The organism is Pseudocitrobacter corydidari (assembly GCF_021172065.1).
Classification (GTDB): Bacteria; Pseudomonadota; Gammaproteobacteria; order Enterobacterales; family Enterobacteriaceae; genus Pseudocitrobacter; species Pseudocitrobacter corydidari.
This window is the reverse complement of sequence record NZ_CP087880.1, coordinates 2,895,833-2,921,995: the sequence shown is the minus strand read 5'-3', so window position 1 is coordinate 2,921,995 and position 26,163 is coordinate 2,895,833. Positions and strand designations below refer to the sequence as shown.

General features: G+C 54.2%; 21 protein-coding genes. 19 read left to right on the top strand and 2 right to left on the bottom strand.

Annotation, left to right across the window (positions count from 1 at the left end; genetic code table 11):
• Positions 1–12 precede the first annotated feature (12 nt).
• Both glnD and map read right to left on the bottom strand, forming a co-directional pair.
• Positions 13–2,685 (bottom strand): bifunctional uridylyltransferase/uridylyl-removing protein GlnD, encoded by a 2,673-nt coding sequence (gene glnD, locus G163CM_RS13670; RefSeq protein WP_231825334.1) that lies wholly within the window; start codon positions 2,683–2,685, stop codon positions 13–15.
• Positions 2,686–2,805: 120 nt separating this feature from the next.
• Positions 2,806–3,600: a type I methionyl aminopeptidase gene (gene map, locus G163CM_RS13665; RefSeq protein WP_015965848.1), complete on the bottom strand. Its 795-nt coding sequence runs from the start codon at positions 3,598–3,600 to the stop codon at positions 2,806–2,808.
• Between the two features lie 321 nt (positions 3,601–3,921).
• On the opposite strand from map, the gene rpsB reads away from it, so the two are divergent.
• The 19 genes from rpsB (at position 3,922) to G163CM_RS13570 (ending at position 26,104) form a co-directional block, all read left to right on the top strand.
• Positions 3,922–4,647 (top strand): 30S ribosomal protein S2, encoded by a 726-nt coding sequence (rpsB, locus tag G163CM_RS13660; protein ID WP_015965847.1) that lies wholly within the window; start codon positions 3,922–3,924, stop codon positions 4,645–4,647.
• A 138-nt stretch (positions 4,648–4,785) separates the two neighbouring features.
• Positions 4,786–5,637 carry a translation elongation factor Ts gene (gene tsf / locus G163CM_RS13655; protein ID WP_015965846.1) on the top strand — a complete coding sequence of 284 codons (852 nt, stop codon included), beginning with the start codon at positions 4,786–4,788 and terminating at the stop codon, positions 5,635–5,637.
• Between the two features lie 146 nt (positions 5,638–5,783).
• Positions 5,784–6,509, top strand: coding sequence for a UMP kinase (pyrH, locus tag G163CM_RS13650; RefSeq protein ID WP_015965845.1), 726 nt, complete (start codon positions 5,784–5,786; stop codon positions 6,507–6,509).
• Positions 6,510–6,652: 143 nt separating this feature from the next.
• Positions 6,653–7,210, top strand: coding sequence for a ribosome recycling factor (frr, locus tag G163CM_RS13645; protein WP_231825333.1), 558 nt, complete (start codon positions 6,653–6,655; stop codon positions 7,208–7,210).
• Positions 7,211–7,316: 106 nt separating this feature from the next.
• Positions 7,317–8,513, top strand: coding sequence for a 1-deoxy-D-xylulose-5-phosphate reductoisomerase (gene ispC, locus G163CM_RS13640; RefSeq protein WP_231825332.1), 1,197 nt, complete (start codon positions 7,317–7,319; stop codon positions 8,511–8,513).
• Positions 8,514–8,702: 189 nt separating this feature from the next.
• A complete protein-coding gene (gene ispU, locus G163CM_RS13635) occupies positions 8,703–9,461 on the top strand; it encodes a (2E,6E)-farnesyl-diphosphate-specific ditrans,polycis-undecaprenyl-diphosphate synthase (RefSeq protein ID WP_231825331.1) in 759 nt (252 codons plus the stop codon).
• 12 nt (positions 9,462–9,473) lie between these two features.
• Positions 9,474–10,331 carry a phosphatidate cytidylyltransferase gene (cdsA, locus tag G163CM_RS13630; protein ID WP_231825330.1) on the top strand — a complete coding sequence of 286 codons (858 nt, stop codon included), beginning with the start codon at positions 9,474–9,476 and terminating at the stop codon, positions 10,329–10,331.
• An 11-nt stretch (positions 10,332–10,342) separates the two neighbouring features.
• On the top strand, positions 10,343–11,695 hold the full coding sequence (gene rseP, locus G163CM_RS13625; RefSeq protein ID WP_015965840.1) for a sigma E protease regulator RseP: 1,353 nt from the start codon (positions 10,343–10,345) through the stop codon (positions 11,693–11,695).
• A 29-nt stretch (positions 11,696–11,724) separates the two neighbouring features.
• Positions 11,725–14,145: an outer membrane protein assembly factor BamA gene (gene bamA / locus G163CM_RS13620; RefSeq protein ID WP_231825329.1), complete on the top strand. Its 2,421-nt coding sequence runs from the start codon at positions 11,725–11,727 to the stop codon at positions 14,143–14,145.
• Between the two features lie 124 nt (positions 14,146–14,269).
• The gene (gene skp, locus G163CM_RS13615) at positions 14,270–14,755 is read left to right on the top strand and encodes a molecular chaperone Skp (RefSeq protein WP_041686314.1); all 486 of its coding nucleotides are present in this window, start codon (positions 14,270–14,272) and stop codon (positions 14,753–14,755) included.
• A gap of 3 nt (positions 14,756–14,758) precedes the next feature.
• Positions 14,759–15,784, top strand: coding sequence for a UDP-3-O-(3-hydroxymyristoyl)glucosamine N-acyltransferase (gene lpxD, locus G163CM_RS13610; protein WP_231825328.1), 1,026 nt, complete (start codon positions 14,759–14,761; stop codon positions 15,782–15,784).
• Positions 15,785–15,929: 145 nt separating this feature from the next.
• Entirely contained in the window at positions 15,930–16,385 is a 456-nt protein-coding gene (gene fabZ / locus G163CM_RS13605; protein WP_015965836.1) for a 3-hydroxyacyl-ACP dehydratase FabZ, read from the top strand.
• Between the two features lie 3 nt (positions 16,386–16,388).
• Positions 16,389–17,177: an acyl-ACP--UDP-N-acetylglucosamine O-acyltransferase gene (lpxA, locus tag G163CM_RS13600; protein WP_231825327.1), complete on the top strand. Its 789-nt coding sequence runs from the start codon at positions 16,389–16,391 to the stop codon at positions 17,175–17,177.
• Positions 17,177–18,325 carry a lipid-A-disaccharide synthase gene (gene lpxB / locus G163CM_RS13595; RefSeq protein WP_015965834.1) on the top strand — a complete coding sequence of 383 codons (1,149 nt, stop codon included), beginning with the start codon at positions 17,177–17,179 and terminating at the stop codon, positions 18,323–18,325. The genes lpxA and lpxB overlap by 1 nt, the downstream gene beginning before the upstream one ends.
• Entirely contained in the window at positions 18,322–18,918 is a 597-nt protein-coding gene (gene rnhB, locus G163CM_RS13590) for a ribonuclease HII (RefSeq protein WP_108476959.1), read from the top strand. The genes lpxB and rnhB overlap by 4 nt, the downstream gene beginning before the upstream one ends.
• Before the next feature lie 39 nt (positions 18,919–18,957).
• Positions 18,958–22,440, top strand: coding sequence for a DNA polymerase III subunit alpha (gene dnaE / locus G163CM_RS13585; protein ID WP_231825326.1), 3,483 nt, complete (start codon positions 18,958–18,960; stop codon positions 22,438–22,440).
• Between the two features lie 12 nt (positions 22,441–22,452).
• Positions 22,453–23,412 carry an acetyl-CoA carboxylase carboxyl transferase subunit alpha gene (gene accA, locus G163CM_RS13580; RefSeq protein WP_015965831.1) on the top strand — a complete coding sequence of 320 codons (960 nt, stop codon included), beginning with the start codon at positions 22,453–22,455 and terminating at the stop codon, positions 23,410–23,412.
• 103 nt (positions 23,413–23,515) lie between these two features.
• On the top strand, positions 23,516–25,669 hold the full coding sequence (gene ldcC, locus G163CM_RS13575; protein WP_231825325.1) for a lysine decarboxylase LdcC: 2,154 nt from the start codon (positions 23,516–23,518) through the stop codon (positions 25,667–25,669).
• A gap of 45 nt (positions 25,670–25,714) precedes the next feature.
• Positions 25,715–26,104: a VOC family protein gene (locus G163CM_RS13570; protein ID WP_231825324.1), complete on the top strand. Its 390-nt coding sequence runs from the start codon at positions 25,715–25,717 to the stop codon at positions 26,102–26,104.
• The last annotated feature ends 59 nt before the right edge of the window (positions 26,105–26,163 follow it).

Sequence of the window (26,163 nt, the reverse complement as noted above, 5' to 3'; positions counted from 1 at the left end):
TAAAAAAAATGATTACCCTTTATCGTTTGGATTGAGGGCTGCTGTCAACCGTTGTTGTACCTCTAATTGCAGCGCATTATTAAGCGCACGCCGGTCGGCGGTGGCGATTATAAATAAATCTTCTACTCGTTCACCAATTGTCGTAATTCTGGCCCCGTGAAGGGAAATTCCGAGGTCGGCGAAGACTTTCCCGACGCGCGCCAAAAGCCCTGGCTGATCGAGCGCAATCAGTTCGAGGAACGATTTTCGGTCCGTATGGGTCGGCAGGAAATTCACCTCGGTATCGACGGAGAAGTGACGCAATTTTGCCGGTTGACGACGCGGTTGCGGCACCTGCCAGCTGCGTTGGCTAATCGCCTGTTCCAGCCCAAAACGGATAGCCTCATGGCGATCGGATGAGAGCGGGCTACCGTCGGGTTCCAGCACGATAAATGTATCCATCGCCATGCCATCGCGGGTGGTGAAAATTTGCGCGTCGTGCACGCTGAGGTTACGCCTGTCCAGCTCCGCACAGACCGCCGCAAACAGGTAAGGGCGATCCGGGCTCCAGATGAAAATCTCGGTGCCGCCGCGGGTGGCCTGCGGGCTTAACAGGATCATCGGTTCCGCGAGATCGTGCTGTAACAGATGTCGGGCATGCCAGGCGAGCTGATTTGGCGTATGGCGTACAAAGTAGTTGGCGCGACAGCGGTTCCAGATTTGATGCAGCTTCTCTTCGTCGATGTTATCCATGCGTAGCAGGGCCAGCGCCTGCATCTGGTGATGACGCACGCGTTCGCGCATGTCCGGCGTATTATCCATTCCCCGGCGCAGCTGTTTTTCGGTGGCGAAATAGAGTTCGCGCAACAGGCTCTGCTTCCAGCTGTTCCACAGGGTTTCATTGGTAGCGCAAATATCAGCAACTGTCAGACACACCAGATAGCGCAGACGGTTTTCCGTTTGCACAATTTCAGCGAACTGTTTAATCACTTCCGGATCCTGAATATCACGCCGCTGGGCGGTGACGGACATTAACAGGTGATGACGAACCAGCCAGGCAACCAGCTGTGTTTCGCGGGAGTTCAGACCGTGTAGTTCGGCGAATTTCAGCACGTCTTCCGCGCCAAGAATCGAGTGATCACCCCCGCGTCCTTTGGCGATATCGTGGAACAGCGCAGCCATCAGAATCAGTTCGGGATGGGTAAGGCGCGGCCAGAGATCGACGCACAAAGGGTGGCGCGGGCGCGTCTCTTCTTCGGCAAAGCTTTCCAGTTTGAGCAGCACGCGGATGGTGTGTTCATCCACCGTGTAGGCGTGGAACAGGTCAAACTGCATCTGACCGACGATGTGCGACCACTGCGGCATATAGGCCCACAGCACGCTGTGGCGATGCATCGGCAGCAGGCCGCGTTTCACCGCGCCGGGGTGGCGCAGCATGCTGAGGAAAATCGAGCGGGCTTCCGGGATATAGCACAACGGCTGCGCCAGATGACGACGCGCATGGCGCAGGTGGCGCAGGGTCGTGGAGTAAATTCCGGTAATGCTGCTGTTGCGCACCATAATAGAGAACATGCGCAGAATCGCCTGCGGCTCGCGCATAAACAGCGTGTCATCGCGCAGGTCGATAAGCGTGCCGCGAAGCTGGAAATCATCGTCAATCGGACGCGGTTTTTCATCTTCCGTCAGGGCAAGAATCGCTTCATCAAACAGCTGAAGCAGCATGTGATTAAGCTCGCCGACGCGGCGCGTCACGCGGTAGAAATCTTTCATCATGTGCTCGACCGGCTGATTGCCTTCGCCGCCGTAGTTCAGGCGCTGGGCGACGCTAAGCTGACGGTCGAACAGCAGGCGGTTGTCGTAGCGGTTGAGTTCCAGATGCAGGGCAAAGCGGATGCGCCAGAGCAGATGCAGACACTCATTGAGTTCGTTGCGCTCGGCCTCGGTCAAAAAGCCAAAGCCGACCATTTCATCCAGCGACGTGGCGCCAAAGTGGCGGCGGGCGACCCACTGTAAGGTGTGGATATCGCGCAGACCGCCGGGGCTGCTTTTAATATCCGGCTCAAGATTATAGCTGGTGCCGTGATAACGCTGGTGGCGTGCGTTTTGTTCTTCCACTTTCGCCGGGAAGAATTTTTCTGACGGCCAGAAACCTTCGCTGAAAATGTGTTTTTGCAGTTCCAGGAACAGGGCGACATCGCCAATCAGCAGACGGGATTCAATCAGGTTGGTGGCGACGGTCAGGTCTGAAAGACCTTCCAGCAGGCACTCTTCCAGCGTTCGCACGCTATGGCCTACTTCCAGCTTGAGATCCCAGAGAAGCGTTAACAGTTCGCCGATTTTCTGCGCCTGCTCGTCGGGCAGTTTCTTACGGCTTAAAATCAGCAGGTCGATGTCCGAGAGCGGGTGAAGCTCACCGCGTCCGTAGCCGCCAACGGCAACCAGTGCCGCGTCTTCTACTTCGCCAAAACCGTACTGAATCCACAGGCGTTGCAGGAGCTGGTCGATGAATTCGGTGCGCGCTTCGATGAGTTGTTCGGCGGAAATTCCGCTATCAAAGGCTTCACCCAGCCAGCGCTGGAAAACATCAAGATGGGATTTGATTGTGGCAATGTTCAGCGCATCCGCAGGCCAGGCCCCGGGATTTTGCGGCTGATTGGGAAGGGTGGGGAGTGCGGTATTTGCGAGCTGTTCAGGAAGAGTTTTCATTTATGTTTGCGCCACCCATGTAAAAAGCCGGATGACGGCGCAAGCGCCTTATCCGGCCTACTGGATAGTGCAATTTGTAGGCCTGATAAGATGCGTGAGCATCGCCATCAGGCAAATCAATTATTCGTCGTGCGAGATGACAGCCGGGATGGTGTCATCCTTACGCAGCGTCAGAATTTCGCAGCCGTTTGCCGTTACCACAATAGTATGCTCGTACTGAGCAGACAAGCTGCGGTCTTTGGTTTTTACCGTCCAGCCATCTTTCATGGTGCGGATGCGGTAATCACCGGCGTTCAGCATCGGTTCGATGGTGAAGGTCATGCCTTCTTTAAGCACCACGCCGCCGTCATCTGCATCATAGTGCAGCACCTGCGGTTCTTCGTGGAAGCCGCGACCGATACCGTGACCGCAGTATTCGCGTACCACAGAGAAACCTTCCGCTTCGGCGTACTTCTGAATAGCCGCGCCGATGGTGCGCAGGCGAATGCCCGGTTTGACCATTTTGATGCCCAGATAGAGGCTTTCCTGGGTGACGCGGCACAGGCGCTCGCCCAGAATGGTCGGTTTGCCGACGATGAACATTTTTGAGGTGTCGCCGTGGAACTCGTCTTTAATCACGGTCACGTCGATGTTGACGATATCGCCATCTTTCAGATGCTTAGCATCGTCCGGGATGCCGTGGCAGACCACTTCGTTAATCGAGATGCAGACTGATTTAGGATAACCGTGGTAGCCGAGGCAGGCGGAGATCGCCTGCTGGTGGTTGACGATCCAGTCATCGCAGATGCGATCCAGCTCGCCGGTGCTGACGCCCGGTTTGATGTGCTGCTCGATCATCTCCAGCACTTCGGCTGCCAGACGACCCGCGACGCGCATCTTTTCGATTTCTTCAGGTGTTTTAATAGAAATAGCCATGGAGTTTGTCCATCAGGGTCGAATTTATCGACAATAATTGTGTAAGTGCTATCAATGTTAACAGTCTGAAGCATCCACTACCAGATTGAGAATCAGTTACAGCATAGAGTGCCAACAATTATTGGTGTCTGCGGCGTATTTGTGGTATAAAGCGCGCCGGACTTCCGTTCCATTTGATATACACAGAATGGACTGAAGCGACAATCTCACTTTGTGTAACAACACACACGTATCGACACATGTTCCGGGGTGCCCTTTGGGGTCGGTAATATGGGATACGTGGAGGCATAACCCCAACTTAATCTATAGAGGTTTTAAATCATGGCAACTGTTTCCATGCGCGACATGCTCAAGGCTGGTGTTCACTTTGGTCACCAGACCCGTTACTGGAACCCGAAAATGAAGCCTTTCATCTTCGGCGCGCGTAACAAAGTTCACATCATCAACCTTGAGAAAACTGTACCGATGTTCAACGAAGCTCTGGCTGAACTGAACAAGATCTCTGCTCGTAAAGGTAAAATCCTTTTCGTTGGTACTAAACGCGCTGCAAGCGAAGCGGTGAAAGAAGCTGCTAACAGCTGCGACCAGTTCTTCGTGAACCATCGCTGGTTGGGCGGCATGCTGACTAACTGGAAAACCGTTCGTCAGTCCATCAAACGTCTGAAAGACCTGGAAACTCAGTCTCAGGACGGTACTTTCGACAAGCTGACCAAGAAAGAAGCGCTGATGCGTACTCGTGAGCTTGAGAAACTGGAAAACAGCCTGGGCGGTATCAAAGACATGGGCGGCCTGCCGGACGCACTGTTCGTAATCGATGCTGACCACGAGCACATCGCTATCAAAGAAGCGAACAACCTGGGTATCCCAGTGTTCTCTATCGTTGATACCAACTCCGATCCAGACGGCGTTGATTTCGTTATCCCGGGTAACGACGATGCAATCCGTGCTGTAACCCTGTACCTGAGCGCTGTAGCTGCTACCGTTCGTGAAGGCCGTTCTTCTGACCTGGCTTCCCAGGCTGAAGAAAGCTTCGTAGAAGCTGAATAATAAGGAACGCTCGTTAGAGCCCCCTTATAGACCAGGTAGTATCAAGTTTGGTTAAGGGGCCCTTTATGGCCCCTTTTTCACTTTTTTAAATCCGTTCGGTTATCAGGCCGGGCGGATCACTCTTCCGAGGATTTTAGAATGGCTGAAATTACCGCATCCCTGGTAAAAGAGCTGCGTGAACGTACCGGCGCAGGCATGATGGATTGCAAAAAAGCACTGACTGAAGCTAATGGCGACATCGAGCTGGCAATCGAAAACATGCGTAAATCTGGCGCGATCAAAGCGGCTAAAAAAGCAGGCAACGTTGCTGCTGACGGCGTGATCAAAACCAAAATCGAAGGCAACTTCGGCGTGATTCTGGAAGTTAACTGCCAGACTGACTTCGTTGCTAAAGACGGTGGTTTCCAGGCGTTCGCAGACAAAGTTCTGGACGCAGCTGTTGCTGGCAAAGTGACTGACGTTGAAGTCCTGAAAGCACAGTTCGAAGAAGAGCGTGTTGCACTGGTTGCTAAAATCGGTGAAAACATCAACATCCGTCGCGTTGCAATCCTGGAAGGCGACGTTCTGGGTAGCTACCAGCACGGTGCGCGCATCGGTGTTCTGGTTGCAGCTAAAGGCGCTGATGAAGAGCTGGTTAAACACCTGGCGATGCACGTTGCTGCAAGCAAACCAGAATTCGTTAAACCAGAAGACGTGTCTGCTGAAGTGGTAGAGAAAGAATACCAGGTACAGCTGGATATCGCGATGCAGTCTGGTAAGCCGAAAGAAATCGCAGAGAAAATGGTTGAAGGCCGCATGAAGAAATTCACCGGCGAAGTTTCTCTGACTGGTCAGCCTTTCGTAATGGACCCGAGCAAAAACGTTGGCCAGCTGCTGAAAGAGCACAACGCTGACGTGACTGGCTTCATCCGCTTTGAAGTGGGCGAAGGCATCGAGAAAGTTGAAGCTGACTTCGCAGCAGAAGTTGCTGCAATGTCTAAACAGTCTTAATTGTACTGTTCGGAGCCGCCTCAGGGCGGCTCCTTTTTGTACCCGTCATGTGAAAATCAGCCAGCTCTTATAGGGGCGAATCGGCAGGAAGCGCATGATGTCACCTGATTTAAATCATCCCATTCGTGACATTCGCAGGAAAGAAAATGGCTACCAACGCAAAACCCGTCTACAAACGCATTCTGCTTAAACTGAGCGGCGAAGCATTGCAGGGGACTGAAGGTTTCGGTATTGACGCAAGCATCCTTGACCGTATGGCGCAAGAGATTAAAGAACTTGTTGAGCTGGGCATTCAGGTTGGCGTAGTGATTGGCGGCGGTAACCTGTTCCGCGGTGCAGGTCTGGCGAAAGCGGGTATGAACCGCGTTGTGGGCGACCACATGGGCATGCTGGCCACGGTAATGAACGGCCTGGCAATGCGTGACGCACTGCATCGCGCCTATGTGAACGCTCGCCTGATGTCTGCCATTCCGCTGAACGGCGTGTGCGACAACTACAGCTGGGCAGAGGCGATTAGCCTGCTGCGCAACAACCGCGTAGTGATCCTCTCCGCAGGTACCGGTAACCCGTTCTTCACGACCGATTCCGCAGCGTGCCTGCGCGGTATTGAAATTGAAGCCGACGTGGTGCTGAAAGCGACCAAAGTCGATGGCGTGTTTACCGCTGACCCGGCGAAAGATCCTACGGCGACCATGTACGAACAGCTGACCTACAGCGAAGTACTGGATAAAGAACTGAAAGTCATGGATCTGGCGGCGTTTACGCTGGCTCGTGACCACAAATTGCCAATTCGCGTCTTCAACATGAACAAACCAGGCGCACTGCGTCGCGTGGTCATGGGCGAAAAAGAAGGCACTTTAATCACGGAATAATTTCCGTCGAGGCCAAATACGGGTAAGATTCCGCTTTAATCATGCGGGTCACTTACCCGGTGGCATATTTTAAACAGGACTATACTTAGCGCATCTGTGCTACCGTCTGGTCTGACTGAGACAAGTTTTCAAGGATTCGTAACGTGATTAGCGATATCAGAAAAGATGCTGAAGTGCGCATGGAAAAATGCGTAGAAGCGTTCAAAACCCAAATCAGCAAAATACGCACGGGTCGTGCTTCTCCCAGCCTGCTGGACGGCATCGTCGTTGAGTATTACGGCACCCCAACTCCGCTGCGTCAGCTGGCAAGTGTAACGGTAGAAGATACCCGCACGCTGAAAATCAACGTGTTTGACCGTTCTATGGGCCCGGCTGTCGAAAAAGCGATTATGGCGTCTGACCTCGGTCTGAACCCAAGTTCTGCGGGTACTGATATCCGCGTTCCGCTGCCGGCACTGACGGAAGAGCGTCGTAAAGACCTGATCAAAGTGGTGCGCGGTGAAGCTGAGCAGGGGCGTGTCTCTGTGCGTAACGTCCGTCGCGACGCGAACGACAAAGTGAAAGCGCTGCTGAAAGATAAAGAGATCAGCGAAGATGACGATCGCCGTTCTCAGGACGACGTGCAGAAACTGACCGACGCGGCTATCAAGAAAATTGATGCGGCGCTGGCAGATAAAGAAGCGGAACTGATGCAGTTCTAATCTGCATTCGTTTGCAGAAAAAACGCCGTACAGGAAGCGTATCGCTTTGCTGGCGGCGTTTTGCATTTATACTCTTCACCCTTCAAGTCGCTAAGCTGGACCTTTCATGAAGCAAATAACCGTTCTTGGCTCAACAGGCTCAATTGGCTGTAGCACGCTGGACGTTGTGCGCCATAACGCTGAGCATTTCTCCGTTGCCGCGCTGGTAGCCGGTAAAAACGTCGATCGCATGGTCGAGCAGTGTCTGGAGTTTTCTCCGCGTTTCGCGGTGATGGATGACGCCCATAGCGCCGAAGCTGTGAAAATCGCGCTGCGTGAACACGGTAGCCGCACTGAAGTGATGTGCGGGCAACAGGCGGCGTGTGAAGTGGCCGCGCTGGACGACGTTGATCAGGTGATGGCCGCCATCGTTGGCGCGGCGGGCCTGGTACCGACGCTTGCCGCTATTCATGCCGGCAAAACGGTTTTACTGGCGAACAAAGAGTCATTGGTGACCTGCGGACGCCTGTTCCTTGAAGCGGTGAAAGCCAGCGGCGCGCAACTTTTACCGGTCGATAGCGAACATAACGCCATCTTTCAGAGTTTGCCGCAAACTTTTCAGCAAGACCTGGGGTACGCTGATCTCGGGCAGCATGGCGTCACGTCCATTCTGCTTACCGGGTCTGGTGGCCCGTTCCGTGAGACGCCAATCAGTGAACTGCGCGCAATGACGCCGGATCAGGCTTGCCGTCATCCGAACTGGTCGATGGGGCGTAAAATATCCGTCGACTCTGCCACCATGATGAATAAAGGTCTCGAATACATTGAAGCCCGCTGGCTGTTTAACGCCTCCGCCGCGCAAATGGAAGTGGTGATTCATCCGCAGTCGGTGATCCACTCGATGGTGCGCTATAAAGATGGCAGCGTCATTGCGCAACTCGGCGAGCCGGATATGCGTACGCCTATCGCCAATGCGATGGCCTGGCCTGGACGTGCGGAATCAGGCGTTAAGCCGCTCGATTTCTGCAAACTGGGCGCACTGACGTTTAGCGAACCGGATTACGATCGTTACCCTTGCCTTAAGCTGGCGATGGACGCGTTCGAGCAGGGGCAGGCGGCGACAACCGCACTGAATGCGGCGAACGAAATTACCGTTGCTGCATTCCTGGACTCGCAGATTCGCTTCACCGATATCGCGGCGGCGAACCAGGCAGTGCTCGAAGCCATGTCGCTTGCTGAGCCGCAGTCCGTCGATGAGGTGCTGGTGATTGACGCGCATGCGCGTGATGTGGCGCGAAAACAAGTGACGCGTTTCGCAAGCTGAGGATTATCAGCCTGGGAACCGTCATGGTATTTGTTAGCGTCTGGCTTCAGTGATATAGTCTGCGCCACCGATTGCGCCTCTATTTTCAGGGGCAATCGTGAAAGCCGTGCTTCAACACGGCTTTTTTGCGACAGAAATATCAGTATTCCGGGGTACCGCTCATTCCTTTTCATGGACTAAAAACGCGTTATGTTGTCTGCTAATCAACCAATCAGCGAAAATGTGCCTGCCCACGGGTGTCGCCATGTGGCTATCATCATGGACGGCAATGGTCGCTGGGCGAAGAGACAAGGGAAGATTCGCGCCTTTGGACATAAAGCCGGGGCGAAGTCTGTTCGCCGCGCCGTGTCGTATGCGGCGAATAATGGCATTGAAGCATTAACCCTTTATGCGTTCAGCAGTGAAAACTGGAACCGCCCCGAGCAAGAAGTAAGCGCATTGATGGAGCTTTTCGTGTGGGCGCTTGATAGCGAAGTAAAAAGCCTGCATCGCCACAATGTACGGTTGCGTATCATCGGTGATACCAGCCGGTTCAACGCCCGCCTACAGGAGCGCATCCGTAAAGCGGAAGCGTTAACCGAAAATAATACCGGGCTGACGTTAAATATCGCCGCTAATTATGGTGGGCGTTGGGATATTATTCAGGGAGTTCAGCGACTGGCTGAGCAGGTTCAGGAAGGGTTACTCCGTCCCGACAACATCAGTGAAGATCTGCTGAGTCAGCAAATCTGCATGCATGAACTGGCTCCCGTGGATTTAGTAATTAGGACAGGGGGAGAACATCGCATCAGTAATTTTCTTATCTGGCAAATCGCCTATGCTGAACTTTACTTTACCGATGTTCTTTGGCCCGATTTCGATGAACAAGACTTTGAGGGTGCGCTGCATGCTTTTGCAAATCGCGAGCGTCGTTTCGGCGGCACCGAGCCTGGTGGCGAAAAGGCCTGATGGGGGTAGCTTTTGCTGAAGTATCGCCTGATTTCTGCATTAATTTTAATACCCGTTGTTATTGCGGCGCTGTTTTTGCTGCCGCCGGTGGGGTTCGCCATTGTTACGCTGGTCGTCTGTATGCTGGCGGCGTGGGAATGGGGACAGCTGAGCGGGTTTAGCTCGCGTACGCAGCGGGTGTGGCTGGCGGTACTTTGCGGCCTGTTGTTGGCGGTGATGCTCTTCTTGCTTCCTGAGTATCATCATAACCTCCATCAACCGGTTGTTGAGATTTCGCTCTGGGCCTCACTGGCCTGGTGGGTCGTGGCGCTATTACTGGTGCTGACCTACCCGGGTTCAGCGTCGTCATGGCGTCACTCTAAAACGCTGCGTCTGTTGTTTGGCCTGCTGACTATCGTGCCGTTCTTCTGGGGCATGGTGGCGTTGCGCGCCTGGCACTATGACGACAACCAGTACAGCGGCGCGCTGTGGCTGCTGTATGTCATGATCCTCGTATGGGGTGCGGATTCCGGCGCGTATATGTTTGGCAAGCTGTTTGGCAAACATAAGCTGGCGCCTAAAGTTTCACCGGGGAAAACCTGGCAAGGATTCATCGGTGGCCTGTTAACGGCTGCGGTTATTTCCTGGGCCTATGGATTGTGGGCAAATCTGGACGTAGCCCCCTCAACCCTATTAATATGCTCCATTGTCGCTGCGCTGGCTTCTGTGCTCGGCGATCTGACCGAGAGCATGTTTAAACGTGAAGCCGGCATCAAGGACAGTGGACATTTGATCCCCGGTCACGGCGGAATTCTGGACCGTATTGACAGCCTGACGGCGGCGGTTCCTGTATTCGCGTGCTTGCTGTTGTTAGTTTTCAGGACGATTTAACGGATGGGTCTATGCTGAGCATACTCTGGAATCTGGCGGCATTTATTGTTGCCCTGGGTGTATTGATCACCGTCCATGAATTTGGTCACTTCTGGGTTGCTCGCCGCTGTGGCGTTCGCGTAGAGCGTTTTTCAATTGGTTTTGGGAAATCACTCTGGCGTCGCGTTGATAAACACGGCACCGAATTTGTTATCGCCCTTATCCCCCTGGGCGGCTACGTTAAAATGCTGGATGAGCGCGTCGAGCCGGTTGCACCGGAGATGCGCCACTTCGCATTCAACAATAAAACGGTTGGCCAGCGCGCCGCCGTTATTGCTGCCGGCCCTGTCGCCAACTTCCTTTTTGCCATCTTCGCTTACTGGCTGGTGTTTATCATCGGCGTCCCTGGCGTGCGTCCGGTTGTCGGTGAAATAACCCCCAATTCGATTGCGGCAGAGGCACAAATTGCACCAGGTACGGAACTAAAAGCCGTAGATGGTATCGAAACGCCTGATTGGGATGCAGTGCGTTTGGCGATGGTCGCTAAAATTGGTGACGAGCGCGCCACTCTCACTGTTGCCCCTTTCGGGAGTGAACAGCGTCAGGATAAAATCCTGAATTTGCAGCACTGGGCGTTCGAACCGGATAAAGAAGATCCTATCGCTTCACTCGGTATTCGCCCGCGCGGTGCGCAGATTGAACCTGTCCTCGCCGAGATTCAGGCCGACTCTGCTGCCAGCAAAGCCGGTTTGCAAGCTGGCGACAGGATCGTTAAAGTCGATGGTCAGCCGCTGGAAAACTGGATGATGTTTGTCACGCTGGTGCGTGATAACCCCGGTAAAGGACTGCGGTTAGATATCGAAAGGCAGGGGAGTCCCTTGTCTTTGACGCTGATACCGGATACAAAACACGGTAACGGAAAGGCGGAAGGTTTTGCGGGTGTGGTACCAAAAGTTATCCCGCTGCCTGACGAATACAAAACAGTGCGCCAGTATGGGCCGTTTAGCGCCATCGCCCAGGCCACGGATAAAACGTGGCAGTTGATGAAGCTGACGGTTAGCATGCTGGGAAAATTGATCACCGGTGACGTCAAACTGAACAACCTCAGTGGGCCGATTTCGATCGCTCAGGGGGCTGGGATGTCAGCGGAGTACGGGTTGATTTACTATCTGATGTTTCTTGCGCTCATCAGTGTAAATCTCGGCATCATCAACCTGTTCCCGCTCCCCGTGTTAGATGGGGGCCATCTGCTGTTTTTGGCGATTGAAAAGCTGAAGGGCGGTCCGGTATCCGAGCGAGTTCAAGACTTTAGTTATCGCATTGGCTCAATATTGCTGGTGTTGTTAATGGGGCTTGCACTTTTCAATGATTTCTCTCGGTTATGAGAGTTAGTTAGGAAGAACGCATAATAACGATGGCGATGAAAAAGTTGCTTATAGCGTCGCTGCTGTTTAGCAGCGCGACCGTATACGGTGCTGACGGGTTCGTAGTGAAGGACATTCATTTCGAAGGCTTGCAGCGAGTCGCTGTTGGTGCGGCCCTCCTCAGTATGCCAGTACGTCCTGGTGATACCATAACTGATGACGATATCAGTAATACCATTCGCGCACTGTTTGCCACTGGCAACTTTGAGGACGTTCGCGTCCTGAGAGACGGCGATACGTTACTGGTTCAGGTTAAAGAGCGTCCAACGATTGCCAGCATCACCTTCTCCGGCAACAAGTCGGTGAAAGATGACATGCTCAAGCAGAACCTTGAGGCATCTGGCGTTCGCGTGGGTGAATCTCTTGACCGCACCACGCTTTCGGATATCGAAAAAGGGCTCGAAGACTTCTACTACAGCGTGGGTAAATACAGCGCGAGCGTAAAAGCCGTTGTCACCCCGCTGCCGCGTAACCGTGTCGACCTGAAACTGGTCTTCCAGGAAGGCGTTTCCGCGCAAATCCAGCAGATCAACATCGTGGGCAACCACGCGTTCAGCACGGAAGATCTCATCTCGAACTTCCAGCTGCGCGATGAAGTGCCGTGGTGGAACGTGGTGGGCGATCGCAAATACCAGAAACAGAAACTGGCGGGCGACCTTGAAACCCTGCGCAGCTACTATCTGGATCGCGGTTACGCACGTTTCAACATCGACTCCACGCAGGTGAGCCTGACGCCTGATAAAAAAGGCATCTACATCACCGTTAACGTGACGGAAGGCGATCAGTACAAACTCGATAGCGTACAGGTGAGCGGCAATCTGGCCGGACACTCCGCTGAAATCGAAGCGCTGACCAAAATCGAGCCGGGCGAGCTGTATAACGGCACCAAAGTGACCAAAATGGAAGATGACATTAAAAAGCTTCTGGGTCGCTATGGTTACGCCTATCCGCGCGTTCAGTCTCAGCCGGAAATCAACGATGCGGATAAAACCGTTAAGCTGCATGTGAACGTTGACGCGGGTAACCGTTTCTACGTGCGCAAAATCCGCTTTGAAGGTAACGACACCTCAAAAGATGCCGTTCTGCGTCGCGAAATGCGCCAGATGGAAGGGGCATGGCTGGGCAGCGATTTAGTTGACCAGGGTAAAGAGCGTCTGAACCGTCTGGGTTACTTCGAAACCGTCGATACCGACACCCAACGCGTACCGGGCAGCCCGGACCAGGTGGATGTGGTTTACAAGGTTAAAGAGCGTAACACCGGTAGCTTTAACTTCGGTATCGGTTACGGTACGGAAAGCGGCGTCAGCTTCCAGGTTGGCGTACAGCAGGATAACTGGTTAGGAACGGGCTATTCCGTTGGTATCAACGGCACCAAGAACGACTACCAGACCTATTCTGAGTTTTCTGTGACCAACCCGTACTTTACGGTCGATGGTGTGAGCCTCGGCGGTCGTATCTTCTACAATGACTTTAAAGCAGATGATGCAGACCTCTCCTCCTATACCAACAAAAGTTATGGTGTAGATGGCACGCTGGGCTTCCCGATCAACGAATACAACACGCTGCGTGCGGGTCTGGGCTATGTCCATAACGACCTGTCTAACATGCAGCCGCAGGTAGCGATGAACCGTTATCTGGATTCAATTGGTCAGAATGCCAGCACGACGTCCGATGATAATAACTTCTCGGCGGATGACTTCACCTTCAACTATGGTTGGACGTATAACAAACTGGACCGCGGTTACTTCCCGACGGACGGTTCGCGCGTTAACCTGAACGGTAAGGTCACGATTCCGGGCTCTGATAACGAGTTCTATAAAGTCACGCTGGATACCGCGTCCTACTTCCCAATTGATGACGACCACAAGTGGGTTGTTCTGGGTCGTACACGTTGGGGTTACGGTGATGGCCTGGGCGGCAAAGAACTGCCGTTCTATGAAAACTTCTATGCCGGTGGTTCCAGCACCGTGCGTGGCTTCCAGTCGAACAACATCGGTCCTAAAGCGGCTTACTATGGTCCGGGCACCGATAACTGTGAAACCACTAAAGACGGCAAACCTGGCATCTGTAATTCAGATGATGCAGTCGGCGGTAACGCCATGGCTGTTGCCAGCATGGAACTGATTGTACCTACGCCGTTCGTGAGCGATAAATACGCGAACTCTATTCGTACTTCTGTCTTCTGGGATGCGGGTACCGTGTGGGATACTAACTGGAAAGACACTGCAGAGACGCGTGCTGCGGGGATCCCTGACTACAGCGATCCAAGCAACATCCGTATGTCTGCGGGTATCGCATTACAATGGATGTCCCCATTGGGGCCGTTGGTCTTCTCCTACGCCCAGCCGTTCAAGAAATACGATGGAGACAAAGCCGAGCAGTTCCAGTTTAACATTGGTAAAACCTGGTAATTGCTCACTTGCAAAGGAATGCAGTGCAGTGTAGTGACGCTGTATAGGCATAGCGTTAAGTGGCCTTCGGGCCACACAAAAAACGGTACCTTCGGGTACGCATGGGATGGTAAGGAGTTTTATTGTGAAAAAGTGGTTAGTAGCTGCAGGTTTAGGTTTAGCAATGGCTGCGTCTGCTCAGGCAGCAGATAAAATCGCAATTGTTAACATGGGCAACCTGTTCCAACAAGTTGCACAGAAAACCGGTGTTTCCAGCACGCTGGAAAATGAGTTCAAAGGCCGTGCCAGCGAACTTCAGCGTATGGAAGGCGACCTGCAGTCTAAAATGCAGCGTCTGCAATCCATGAAAGCAGGTGCAGACCGCACCAAGCTGGAAAAAGACATCACTTCTCAGCGCCAGACTTTCGCACAGAAAGCTCAGGCATTTGAGCAGGATCGCCAGCGTCGTACCAACGAAGAGCGCGGCAAACTGGTTACCCGTATCCAGACTGCTGTGAAATCTGTTGCAAGCAGCCAGAGCATCGACCTGGTTGTTGACGCTAACGCCGTTGCATTCAACAGCAGCGATGTTAAAGACATCACCGCTGATGTACTGAAACAGGTTAAATAAGTAATGCCTTCAATTCGACTGGCTGATCTCGCGCAGCAGTTGGATGCGGAATTACACGGTGATGGCGATATCGTCATCACCGCTGTCGCGTCCATGCAATCCGCGACCACAGGCCATATTACGTTCATGGTGAATCCTAAATACCGTGAGCACCTGGCCGCTTGCCAGGCCTCTGCCGTTGTCATGACCGCAGACGATCTTCCTTTTGCCAAAAGCGCGGCGCTGGTAGTGAAGAATCCCTACCTGACTTACGCCCGTATGGCCCAAATTTTAGATACCACGCCGCAACCGGCGCAGGATATCGCTCCCAGCGCAGTTATCGATCCTACGGCGACGCTCGGCAAAAACGTCTCTATCGGCGCCAACGCGGTGATAGAATCGGACGTTGTGCTTGGCGATAACGTGGTGATTGGCGCAGGCTGTTTCGTCGGTAAAAAGACGAAAATCGGCGCAGGCTCACGTCTGTGGGCAAACGTCAGTATTTACCACGACATCGAGATCGGTGAGAATTGCCTGATCCAGTCCAGCACCGTGATCGGTGCGGATGGTTTTGGTTACGCTAACGATCGCGGTAACTGGGTGAAGATCCCACAATTAGGTCGCGTGATTATTGGCGATCGTGTGGAGATCGGCGCCTGTACCACCATTGACCGTGGCGCACTTGACGATACGGTGATCGGCAACGGTGTTATCATTGATAACCAGTGCCAGATTGCGCACAACGTGGTGATTGGCGACAATACCGCCGTTGCCGGCGGCGTCATTATGGCCGGTAGCCTGAAAATTGGCCGTTACTGCATGATTGGCGGTGCCAGCGTCATTAACGGACACATGGAAATTTGCGACAAGGTGACAGTAACCGGCATGGGCATGGTGATGCGCCCGATTACTGAGCCTGGCGTCTATTCTTCTGGTATTCCGCTTCAGCCGAATAAGGCGTGGCGTAAGACAGCAGCACTGGTGATGAATATTGATGATATGAGCAAGCGCCTGAAGGCTATAGAGCGCAAGATCAATCAACAAGACTAAACAGTCACCCACATTGGATTGTCGCCGAATTGACTGGGCTAAGCCCTGTGATGACGGAGCGACATTTATCGGCCTGTCGGCTTTCTGAAAATCCGGCAGGCCGTGTTATTATTGCCATTCAGTATATTTTGACAGGAAGAGTATTTTGACTACCGACACTCATACTCTGCACATTGAAGAGATTTTAGAACTTCTGCCGCACCGTTACCCGTTCTTACTGGTTGATCGCGTGCTGGATTTTGAAGAAGGTCGTTTTCTGCGCGCAGTGAAAAACATTTCCGTAAATGAGCCGTTTTTCCAGGGTCACTTCCCTGGTAAGCCGATTTTACCTGGCGTGCTGATTCTGGAAGCGATGGCGCAGGCGACCGGTATTCTGGCGTTCAAAAGCGTGGGTAAACTGGAACCAGGCGAACTTTACTACTTCGCAGGTATCGACGAAGCGCGCTTCAAGCGCCCGGTTGTGCCTGGCGATCAGATGATTATGGAAGTCACCTTCGAGAAAACCCGTCGCGGCCTGACTCGCTTTAAAGGCGTTGCGCTGGTTGACGGCAAGGTTGTTTGCGAAGCGACTATGATGTGTGCGCGTAGCCGGGAGGCCTGATCCGTGATTGATAAAACCGCCTTTATCCATCCTACCGCCATTGTTGAAGAAGGTGCCGTTATCGGTGCTAACGTTCACATTGGCCCGTTTTGTATTGTGGGGGCCGACGTCGAAATCGGCGAAGGTACCGTACTGAAGTCTCACGTTGTAGTTAACGGCATCACCAAAATTGGCCGTGATAACGAGATTTATCAGTTCGCCTCCATCGGTGAAGTGAACCAGGATCTGAAATATGCTGGCGAACCCACCCGTGTGGAGATTGGCGATCGCAACCGCATTCGCGAAAGCGTCACCATTCATCGTGGCACAGTACAGGGCGGTGGATTGACGAAGGTGGGTAGCGATAACCTGCTGATGATCAACGCGCACGTCGCGCATGATTGCCAGCTTGGCGATCGCTGTATCCTTGCCAACAACGCCACGTTGGCAGGCCACGTGACGCTCGACGACTACGTAATTATCGGCGGTATGACTGCTGTCCATCAGTTCTGCATCATTGGTGCGCACGTGATGGTTGGCGGTTGTTCCGGCGTTGCGCAGGACGTTCCACCGTTCGTGATCGCGCAGGGCAACCATGCCACGCCGTTTGGGGTGAACATCGAAGGTCTGAAACGCCGCGGCTTTAGCCGTGAGGCGATTACTGCTATCCGTAATGCGTACAAGGCGTTGTACCGTAACGGTAAAACGCTGGATGAAGCGAAAGCTGAAATCGCTGAACTGGCTGAGCAGTACCCGGAAGTTAAAGCGTTTACGGAATTCTTCGCGCGTTCAACTCGCGGTCTGATTCGTTAATGACTGAGCAGCGTCCATTAACGATTGCCCTGGTCGCCGGAGAAACTTCCGGCGATATTCTTGGCGCTGGCCTGATCCGTGCCCTCAAGGCGCGGGTTCCCAATGCGCGGTTTGTCGGCGTTGCCGGCCCGCGTATGCAGGCTGAAGGCTGTGAAGCCTGGTATGAGATGGAAGAACTGGCGGTGATGGGGATTGTCGAAGTCCTCGGGCGCCTGCGTCGTCTTCTACACATTCGTGCCGATCTCACAAAGCGTTTTACTGAGCTGCAACCCGATGTTTTCGTTGGCATTGATGCCCCGGATTTCAACATCACGCTTGAGGGCAACCTGAAGAAGCAGGGCATTAAAACCATTCACTATGTCAGCCCGTCCGTCTGGGCCTGGCGCCAGAAACGCGTTTTCAAAATAGGCAGAGCCACTGACCTGGTGCTCGCATTTCTGCCTTTCGAAAAAGCGTTTTATGACAAATTTAACGTTCCCTGCCGCTTTATCGGACACACCATGGCCGACGCCATGCCGCTGGATCCCGATAAAAACGCGGCGCGGGATGTGCTGGGTATTCCGCACGATGCGCACTGTCTGGCCCTGCTGCCGGGCAGCCGTGGCGCGGAAGTGGAAATGCTCAGCGCTGATTTTCTGAAAACGGCGCAAATCCTGCGTCATCACTATCCGGATCTGGAAGTGGTGGTCCCGCTGGTAAATGCCAAACGCCGTGAACAGTTCGAACGCATTAAGGCCGAGGTTGCGCCGGATCTCCACGTTCACCTGCTGGATGGCATGGGGCGTGAAGCGATGGTTGCCAGCGATGCGGCACTGCTGGCCTCCGGTACGGCGGCGCTGGAATGCATGCTGGCAAAATGCCCGATGGTGGTGGGTTATCGTATGAAACCGTTCACTTTCTGGCTGGCGGAACGATTGGTTAAAACGGATTATGTGTCGCTGCCTAACCTGCTCGCCGGGCGCGAGCTGGTGAAAGAGCTGTTGCAGGACGAATGCCAGCCGCAGGCGCTGGCTGATGCGTTACTGCCGCTGCTGGCGAATGGCAAAACCAGCCACGCTATGCACGACACTTTCCGCGAGCTGCATTTGCAAATCCGCTGTAATGCCGATGAGCAGGCAGCTGACGCGGTTCTGGAGTTAGCACGATGATTGAATTTGTGTATCCGCACACCCATTTAGTGGCTGGTGTGGATGAAGTTGGCCGTGGCCCGCTGGTCGGCGCTGTGGTGACGGCGGCGGTGATCCTCGATCCAGCCCGCCCGATTGTAGGGTTGAATGATTCCAAAAAGCTGAGCGAAAAACGCCGTCTGGCGCTGTTTGATGAAATCAAAGAGAAAGCGCTCTGCTGGAGCCTGGGCCGCGCAGAACCCCATGAAATCGACGAGCTGAACATTTTGCATGCCACGATGCTGGCGATGCAGCGTGCCGTTGCCGGGTTAAGCATCGCGCCGGAATATGTACTCATCGATGGCAACCGCTGCCCTGCGTTACCGATGCCTTCAATGGCGGTGGTGAAGGGCGACAGCCGGGTGGCGGAAATCAGCGCCGCGTCTATCATTGCGAAAGTGACGCGCGACGCCGAAATGGCAGCCCTCGATGGTATATTTCCGCAGTACGGCTTTGCCCAGCACAAAGGCTACCCAACCGCTTTTCATCTGGAAAAGCTGGCAGAATACGGTGCCACCGAGCACCACCGACGCAGTTTTGGCCCGGTCAAACGGGCGCTGGGTCTGGTATCCTGACTCTATCTACGCCCTCAGTAAGCAACGCGGGATCTAACAATGGCTGAACCACGTTTCGTACACCTTCGGGTGCACAGTGACTACTCCATGATCGATGGCCTGGCGAAAACGGCGCCGCTGGTGAAAAAGGCGGCGGCGTTAGGCCAGCCTGCACTGGCGATCACCGATTTCACCAACATGTGCGGTCTGGTGAAGTTCTATGGTGCAGGCCATGGTGCGGGGATCAAACCGATCGCCGGCGCAGATTTCCACGTGCAGTGCGATCTGCTTGGCGATGAAATGACGCAGCTCACCGTGCTGGCGGCCAACAATACGGGCTACCAGAACCTGACGCTGCTGATTTCACGCGCCTATCAGCGCGGCTACGGTGCTGCTGGCCCGTGGATCGATCGCGACTGGCTGGTCGAACTGAAAGAGGGGCTAATTCTGCTTTCAGGCGGTCGGATGGGTGACGTCGGGCGCTGCCTGCTGCGTGGCAATATGCAACTGGTGGAAGAGTGCGTCTCATTCTATGAAGAGCACTTCCCGGACTGCTATTTCCTCGAACTGATTCGTACCGGTCGCCCGGACGAAGAGTCTTATCTGCATGCCGCCGTTGAGCTGGCGGAAGCGCGCGGTCTGCCGGTTGTGGCAACCAATGACGTCCGTTTCCTGGAAACCGGCGACTTTGACGCGCACGAAATTCGCGTCGCCATCCACGATGGCTTTACGCTTGATGATCCAAAACGCCCGCGCAACTATTCGCCGCAGCAGTACATGCGCAGCGAAGAGGAGATGTGCGAGCTGTTTGCTGATATCCCGGAAGCGCTGCAAAACAGCGTCGAGATTGCAAAGCGCTGTAACGTCACGGTACGTCTGGGTGAATACTTCCTGCCGCAGTTCCCGACCGGGGATATGAGCACCGAAGACTTCCTGGTTGCCAAATCCCATGAGGGCCTGGAAGAGCGTCTGGCGTTTCTGTTCCCGGACGAGGAAGAGCGTAAAAAACGCCGTCCGCCGTATGATGAACGTCTGGAAACAGAACTTAAAGTAATCAACCAGATGGGCTTCCCTGGTTACTTCTTGATCGTTATGGAGTTTATCCAGTGGTCGAAAGATAACGGCGTGCCGGTAGGGCCGGGGCGTGGTTCCGGTGCGGGTTCGCTGGTGGCGTATGCGCTGAAAATTACCGACCTCGATCCGCTGGAATTTGACCTGCTGTTCGAACGTTTCCTTAACCCGGAACGTGTCTCAATGCCTGACTTCGACGTTGACTTCTGTATGGAGAAACGCGACCGGGTTATCGATCACGTGGCGGAAATGTACGGTCGTGACGCGGTATCGCAGATCATCACCTTTGGTACCATGGCGGCAAAAGCGGTTATTCGCGACGTAGGGCGCGTGCTCGGTCATCCGTACGGCTTCGTCGATCGCATCTCTAAGCTGGTGCCGCCCGATCCGGGGATGACGCTGGCGAAAGCGTTTGAAGCGGAACCGCAGCTGCCGGAAATCTACGAAGCGGACGAAGAGGTCAGGGCGCTGATCGACATGGCGCGTAAGCTGGAAGGGGTTACCCGAAACGCCGGGAAGCACGCCGGTGGTGTAGTGATCTCGCCGACAAAAATCACCGATTTTGCGCCACTTTACTGTGATGAAGCGGGTCAGCACCCGGTTACCCAGTTCGATAAAAGCGACGTGGAATACGCCGGGCTGGTGAAGTTCGACTTCCTTGGCCTGCGTACGCTGACTATCATCAACTGGGCGCTGGAGATGATCAACGCCCGCCGCGAGAAGCACGGTGAGCCGCCGCTGGACATCGCCGCCATTCCGCTGGATGACAAGAAAAGCTTCGACATGCTGCAACGCTCGGAAACCACGGCGGTATTCCAGCTTGAATCGCGCGGCATGAAAGATCTGATTAAACGTCTTCAGCCTGACTGCTTCGAAGATATGATTGCACTGGTGGCCCTGTTCCGTCCGGGTCCGTTGCAATCAGGGATGGTAGATAACTTTATCGACCGTAAGCATGGTCGCGAAGAAATTTCCTACCCGGACGTTCAGTGGCAGCACGAATGTCTGAAACCGGTACTGGAGCCGACCTACGGTATCATCCTGTATCAGGAACAGGTGATGCAGATTGCCCAGGAACTCTCTGGCTACACCCTCGGCGGCGCGGATATGCTGCGTCGTGCAATGGGTAAGAAGAAGCCCGAAGAGATGGCCAAGCAGCGCGGCGCGTTTGAAGAAGGCGCGAAAAAACGCGGTGTTGATGGCGAACTGGCGATGAAAATCTTTGACCTGGTGGAGAAATTCGCCGGGTACGGGTTTAACAAATCGCACTCCGCCGCTTATGCACTGGTCTCCTACCAGACGCTGTGGCTGAAAGCGCACTACCCGGCAGAGTTTATGGCGGCGGTAATGACCGCGGATATGGACAACACCGAGAAGGTGGTCGGGCTGGTGGATGAGTGCTGGCGCATGGGGCTGAAAATCCTGCCGCCTGACATTAACTCCGGTTTATATCATTTCCACGTTAATGATGACGGGGAAATCGTGTATGGTATCGGCGCGATTAAGGGCGTCGGTGAAGGGCCGATTGAGGCTATCATCGAAGCGCGTAACAATGGCGGCTATTTCCGCGAACTGTTCGACCTGTGCGCGCGCACTGATACCAAAAAACTGAACCGTCGCGTGCTGGAAAAACTGATCATGTCCGGGGCGTTCGACCGGCTTGGCCCGCACCGCGCGGCGTTGATGAACTCGCTTGGCGATGCGCTGAAAGCAGCGGATCAACACGCGAAGGCAGAAGCCATCGGGCAGGCCGATATGTTTGGCGTGCTGGCGGAAGAGCCGGAGCAAATTGAACAGTCCTACGCCAACTGCCAGCCGTGGCCGGAACAGGTGGTGCTGGATGGTGAACGGGAAACGTTAGGTCTGTACCTGACGGGCCACCCGATTAACCAGTATTTAAAAGAAATTGAGCGCTATGTCGGAGGCTACAGGCTAAAAGACATGCATCCGACAGAACGTGGTAAAGTGACCACGGCTGCGGGGCTCGTCATTGCGGCGCGGGTAATGGTCACCAAGCGCGGCAATCGTATCGGCATCTGCACGCTGGATGACCGTTCCGGGCGTCTCGAAGTCATGTTGTTTACCGAGGCTCTGGATAAATACCAGCATTTGCTGGAAAAAGACCGCATACTTATCGTCAGCGGACAGGTCAGCTTTGATGACTTCAGCGGCGGGCTTAAAATGATGGCCCGCGAAGTTATGGATATTGACGAAGCCCGGGAAAAATACGCTCGCGGGCTTGCTATCTCGCTGACGGACAGGCAAATTGATGACCAGCTTTTAAACCGACTCCGTCAGTCTCTGGAACCCCACCGCTCTGGGACAATTCCAGTACATCTCTACTATCAGAGGGCGGATGCACGTGCGCGGTTGCGTTTCGGTGCAACGTGGCGTGTCTCTCCGAGCGATCGTTTACTCAACGATCTGCGTGGCCTTATTGGTTCGGAGCAGGTGGAACTGGAGTTTGACTAATACAGGAATACTATGAGTCTGAATTTCCTTGATTTTGAACAGCCGATCGCAGAGCTGGAAGCGAAAATCGATTCTCTGACTGCGGTTAGCCGTCAGGATGAGAAACTGGATATTAACATCGACGAAGAAGTGCATCGTCTGCGCGAAAAAAGCGTAGAGCTGACGCGCAAAATCTTTGCCGATCTCGGCGCATGGCAGGTAGCCCAACTGGCGCGCCATCCGCAGCGCCCGTACACCCTGGATTATGTCCGCCTGGCGTTTGATGAATTTGACGAACTGGCCGGCGACCGCGCTTATGCTGACGATAAAGCTATCGTGGGCGGGATCGCGCGTCTGGATGGACGTCCGGTGATGATCATTGGTCATCAGAAAGGCCGTGAAACCAAAGAAAAAATCCGTCGCAACTTCGGTATGCCAGCACCAGAAGGTTACCGTAAAGCCCTGCGTTTGATGGAGATGGCCGAGCGCTTCAACATGCCGATCATCACCTTCATCGACACCCCGGGTGCATACCCTGGCGTGGGCGCGGAAGAACGTGGTCAGTCTGAAGCGATTGCCCGCAACCTGCGTGAAATGTCACGTCTGAGCGTGCCGGTTATCTGTACCGTTATCGGTGAAGGTGGCTCCGGCGGCGCGCTGGCGATTGGCGTGGGTGATAAAGTGAATATGCTGCAGTACAGCACCTATTCGGTGATTTCACCGGAAGGCTGTGCGTCTATTCTGTGGAAAAGCGCGGATAAAGCCCCGCTGGCCGCAGAAGCGATGGGCATCATTGCCCCGCGTCTGAAAGAGCTGAAGCTGATTGACTCTATCATTCCAGAACCGCTGGGCGGCGCGCACCGTAATCCGGAAGCGATGGCAGCATCGCTGAAAGCGCAACTGCTGGAAGACCTGGCCGATCTCGACGTGCTGAGCACAGACGACCTTAAAAATCGTCGCTATCAGCGTCTGATGAGCTACGGCTACGCGTAAGCGGTTAATCAGATATTTGCTAAAAAGGGTCACATTGCGTGACCCTTTTTTTTATCTGTGATTTAGCTGGGCTATGATTAGCTAACATTTCCAGGAGGAGCGCATGAATATAATCGCCATTATGGGGCCGCACGGCGTCTACTACAAAGACGAGCCCATCAAGGAGCTGGAAAGCGCGTTACTCGCGCAGGGCTTCAAAATTATCTGGCCGCAAAACAGCGCTGACCTGCTGAAATTTATCGAACATAACCCGCGCATCTGCGGCGTTATCTTCGACTGGGACGAATACAACGTTGACCTGTGCAGCGAGATCAATCAGCTAAACGAATATCTCCCGCTCTACGCCTTCATCAACACCCATTCGACGATGGACGTCAGCGTCCACGATCTGCGGATGGCGCTGTGGTTCTTTGAATATGCGCTGGGGCAGTCTGGCGATATCGCCACCCGCATCCGCCAGTACACCGATGAGTACCTGGATAACATTACGCCGCCGTTCACCAAAGCGTTGTTTACCTATGTGAATGAGGGGAAATACACCTTCTGTACGCCCGGCCATATGGCGGGAACGGCGTATCAAAAAAGCCCGATTGGTTGCCTGTTCTATGATTTCTTTGGCGCCAATACGCTGAAGGCGGATGTCTCGATTTCCGTCACCGAGCTGGGTTCGCTGCTCGACCACACTGGCCCACATCTGGAGGCGGAAGAGTATATTGCCCGCACCTTTGGCGCTGAACAGAGTTATATGGTGACCAACGGGACCTCGACGTCGAACAAAATTGTCGGCATGTACGCCGCACCGGCGGGCAGCACGTTGTTGATTGACCGTAACTGCCATAAATCACTCGCCCATTTGCTGATGATGAGTGATGTAGTGCCATTGTGGCTGAAGCCAACCCGGAACGCGCTCGGTATTCTCGGGGGGATCCCGCGGCATGAATTTACCCGCGACAGCCTGCAACAGAAAGTTGATGCGACTAAAAACGCACAGTGGCCGGTGCATGCGGTGATCACGAATTCCACCTACGATGGCCTGCTGTATAACACCAACTGGATCAAGCAAACGCTGGATGTGCCCTCGATTCACTTCGACTCGGCATGGGTGCCGTATACCCACTTCCACCCGATTTATCAGGGCAAAAGCGGCATGAGCGGCGAGCGCGTGCCGGGGAAAGTGTTCTTCGAAACGCAGTCGACGCATAAAATGCTGGCCGCGCTGTCGCAGGCTTCGCTTATTCACATCAAAGGTGACTACGATGAAGATACCTTCAACGAAGCCTTTATGATGCACACCTCGACATCGCCGAGTTACCCGATTGTCGCTTCAATCGAAACGGCAGCGGCGATGCTGCGCGGCAATCCAGGGAAGCGCCTGATCACCCGCTCGGTGGAGCGTGCATTGCATTTCCGCAAAGAGGTTCAGCGACTGCGTGAAGAGTCGGATAGCTGGTTCTTTGACATCTGGCAGCCGAAAGAGATCGACGAAGCGGAATGCTGGCCGGTCTCGCCGGGCGCAGACTGGCATGGATTTGCCGATGCCGACCGCGATCATATGTTCCTCGATCCGGTCAAAGTGACCATCCTGACGCCAGGTATGGACGAACAGGGCAATATGAGCGACGAGGGTATCCCGGCGGCGCTGGTGGCGAAATATCTCGATGAGCACGGCGTGGTGGTAGAGAAAACCGGGCCCTATAATCTGCTGTTCCTGTTTAGCATCGGTATCGATAAAACCCGAGCAATGGGCCTGCTGCGCGGGTTAACGGAGTTTAAGCGCGCTTACGATCTGAATCTGCGGGTGAAAAACATGCTGCCGGATCTCTACGCGGAAGATCCGGATTTCTACCGCAATATGCGCATTCAGGATCTGGCACAGGGGATCCACAAACTGATCCGCCAGCACGATCTGCCGCGTTTAATGCTGCGTGCGTTTGACGTACTGCCGGAAATGAAGATGACGCCGCATCAGGCATGGCAGCGTCAGATTAAAGGTGATGTTGAAACGGTAGCGCTGGAAGAAGTCGTGGGGCGCGTTTCCGCTAATATGATCCTGCCGTATCCGCCGGGCGTGCCGCTGTTGATGCCGGGCGAGATGATCACCGAAGAGAGCCGCTCGGTGCTCGATTTCCTGCTGATGCTGTGCTCGGTCGGGCGTCACTATCCGGGCTTCGAGACGGATATTCACGGTGCGAAGCGTGATGAGAACGGCGTTTACCGGGTTCGAGTCTTAAAAAGCGGCGAAGGGGTTGCGCGTTAAGCCCCGGCACAGGTAACGTGCTGAAAACGATAAAGGAGAATAAGAATGCTGGGTTTAAAACAGATTCACCATATTGCCATTATTGCAACCGACTACGCGAAGAGTAAGGCGTTCTACTGCGACATTCTGGGGTTTACTCTGCAGAGCGAGTTTTATCGCGAAGAGCGCGATTCCTGGAAGGGCGATCTGGCGCTGAACGGGCAGTATGTGATTGAACTGTTTTCGTTCCCGTTTCCGCCTGCGCGTCCAAGCCGTCCGGAAGCCTGCGGCCTGCGTCATCTGGCCTTTAGCGTTGACGATCTCGATGCGGCGGTTGCGCATTTGCAGGCGCATGGCGTAACCTGCGAAGCGATTCGCGTTGATCCGTTTACGGATAAACGCTTTACCTTTTTTAATGACCCCGACGGCCTGCCGCTGGAACTGTACCAGCAGTAGGGCTTGCAACCCTGAGCCCGGCCCGGTAACGTGCCGGGCTTAGCCTTCTAATGACAACA